The following is a 2,477-nucleotide window of genomic DNA, read 5'->3' as shown; positions in this document are numbered from 1 at the left end:
TTTAGCCGATGCCGATGGCGACACAGAGCATGTCGGCGACCGGATCGTTGTTGTTGTAGATGACGACGAAGGCCCACACACCGAGCACGGCCGCATAGCTCAGCGCGCCGATCCAGTAACGCGGCTCCAGGTGCTTGGCCTCTTCGAATGACAGCACCTCGGTGCGGTTTTCATATCCGCGCATCTGGAAGGCGCGCGCGGTGCCGATGGCAATCAGCAGGAATGCAAGCGGCCACAGCCAGACGTCGCCCGTCTTCAACGCAGTCATCACCGCGGCCACGGCCGCGGAGGCCGAGCCGAGGAAGATCGCCCAGAAATTCTGCACCATGGAGTTGATGAGAGCGGCGTAGAGTATCGGCTCCAGCTCGTCTCGATCACTCTGCTTCTGGTCGGCCAGTTGCATTGGCTTGTTACGCGTCCTGTTTGGCGCGTAGTCTTACCCAGCCCAGATGAAGTCTTTCTGAGGGAACATCGTTAAAGTCGAGTTGTTTTTCGGTATCAGCGAACCGATTTCCGCTTAAATATCAAGCAACTAGGCAAGCCTTGCCGAGCACAAGGTGAAGGAAGGCTTGCTTTGCGCAGAAAAGTCGAAAAAATCGGCGCGTTTTTCGACAACATCGCGCGTCTGAACGCGCGATGTTTTAGCGCTCTCTTGTCAACCCGCAGTCGAGGATAGCAGCGGCGACCATGCCGGGTCGGAGGCGAAGCCGGGCGTCGGCACTTTGAGCTCGTTGCGGCCGGAGATGTCGACGCTGTACAGCGACGGCCCGCCATTGCCGCCGGGATCGCGGAAGAACATCAGCACGCGGCCGTTCGGCGAGAAGGTCGGGCCCTCATTGTGGAAGCCGGAGGTGAGCAGCCGCTCGCCGGAGCCGTCGGGCTTCATGACGCCGATCGAGAATTGCCCGCCGCCCTGCCTGGTGAAGGCGATGTAATCGCCCTTCGGCGACCACACCGGGGTCGAATAGCTGGCATTGGTATCGTCCTTGGAGAAGGAGATCCGCTGCGCCTGTCCTCCGCCCGCGGCCATCACATAGATCTGCGACCTGCCGCCACGATCGGACTCGAAGCAGATGCGGGTGCCGTCCGGCGAGTAAGACGGCGAGGTATCGATCGCCGGCGTGTCGGTGAGGCGCGTGGTCGAGCGCGAGCGCAGATCCATCACGAACAGGTTGGAATTGCCGCCCTGCTGCAGGCTCATGATGACGCGCTGGCCGTCCGGCGAGAAGCGCGGCGCAAAGGTCATGCCCGGGAAGTTGCCGACGATCTCGCGCTGGCCGGTCTCGATGTTGAACAAATAGACCTTCGGATCGCCCTGGCCGAACTCCATATAGGTGATCTCTTGCGAGTTCGGCGAGAAGCGCGGCGTCAGCACGAGGTCGGAGCCGCGGGTCAGGTAGCGCACATTGGCGCCGTCCTGGTCCATCATCGCGAGCCGCTTGACGCGACGCTCCTTCGGGCCGCTCTCGTCCACGAACACCACGCGGCTGTCGAAATAGCCCTTCTCGCCGGTCATCCGCTCATAGATCTGGTCGGAGATGATGTGGGCGATGCGGCGCCAATATTCCGGCGAGGTGAAATATTGCTGTCCGGCGAGCTGCTGGCCGGAGACCACGTCCCACAGGCGAAATTCGGCCTTGAGCCGTCCATCTGATTGCCGCGTCATGCGGCCGGTGACGAGGGCCTGCGCGTTGAGCGTCTTCCAGTTCTGGAATTGCGGCGCGACGTCGATGTTGCTGATGCGCTCGATGAAGGCGGCCTGGTCGATCGGGGCAAACAGGCCCGAGCGCTTCAGATTGTTGGTGATGACCTGAGTGACGCCGTTGCCGACGTCGCCGTCGGACGGCGAGCCCGGCACGAAGCCGGTGATCGCGATCGGGATCGGCTGGAATGCCGTGGGATCGATGCGGATGCGGCCGTCCTGGCCTTGAGCGAGGGCACGTCCGCCCCCGAGCATCGCGAGCGTTGATCCGGTCAGGGTCATGAAGCGGCGGCGGTTCATCGATCGGACGTCATTCATTGCAAAATTCTTTTGTTCGGATGTCACAACATATCTTTCAGGCCGAAAGTCATCGGAATGAGCTTCCAGCTCTCGTACTGCTGCTTCGGCATGAACGCGTAGACCTGACACTGCACGATGGCGCGCCTGGCGCTCTCCGCCACCGCCTGGGCGATCGACCGCGACGGCCCCCTCACCGCGACCACGATGGGTTCGGACGCCAGCGATCCGTCGATCTTCATGGGAATGTCGATGTCGGCTTCGTACTGGTCGGCGTCCTGCCCGTTATAGGTCGGCGTGAAGCAGCGCTTGACCGCAGCCTGGAACGCACCGCGCCAGGTCGCAATGTTGTTGGCGGCAGTGCCGGTCGCCGATCCCAGCGAGGCCGAGGCGTTCAGCGCCGTTCCCGTGAGCTCGTGCCGGGTCGCGGCACGCTTGTCGAGGTCGCGCTGGATCTGCGCGGGATCGAAGCTGCGCT

At 62.6% G+C, this 2,477-nt stretch carries 2 protein-coding genes and 1 pseudogene; all 3 read right to left on the bottom strand.

Annotated features, from left to right (window positions below):
* Position 1 precedes the first annotated feature (1 nt).
* The gene (locus tag IC66_RS0116755) at positions 2-403 is read right to left on the bottom strand and encodes a hypothetical protein (protein ID WP_038948393.1); all 402 of its coding nucleotides are present in this window, start codon (positions 401-403) and stop codon (positions 2-4) included.
* 252 nt (positions 404-655) lie between these two features.
* Positions 656-2,002 (bottom strand): Tol-Pal system beta propeller repeat protein TolB, encoded by a 1,347-nt coding sequence (gene tolB, locus IC66_RS0116750; RefSeq protein ID WP_028140320.1) that lies wholly within the window; start codon positions 2,000-2,002, stop codon positions 656-658.
* Between the two features lie 41 nt (positions 2,003-2,043).
* Positions 2,044-2,477 (bottom strand): annotated as a pseudogene (locus IC66_RS0116745) (protein TolA); the annotation flags it as partial.

This window comes from Bradyrhizobium genomosp. III (assembly GCF_000261705.1).
GTDB lineage: Bacteria > Pseudomonadota > Alphaproteobacteria > Rhizobiales > Xanthobacteraceae > Bradyrhizobium > Bradyrhizobium ottawaense.
Note: the sequence above shows the minus strand (reverse complement) of the source record. Positions and strands in the feature narration are given on the sequence as shown.

What these genes read in the sequence shown, in the direction of transcription:
- tolB (WP_028140320.1), bottom strand. Translation starts at nt 2,002, where the DNA reads ATGAACCGCCGCCGCTTCATGACCCTGACCGGATCAACGCTCGCGATG.
- IC66_RS0116755 (WP_038948393.1), bottom strand. Translation starts at nt 403, where the DNA reads ATGCAACTGGCCGACCAGAAGCAGAGTGATCGAGACGAGCTGGAGCCG.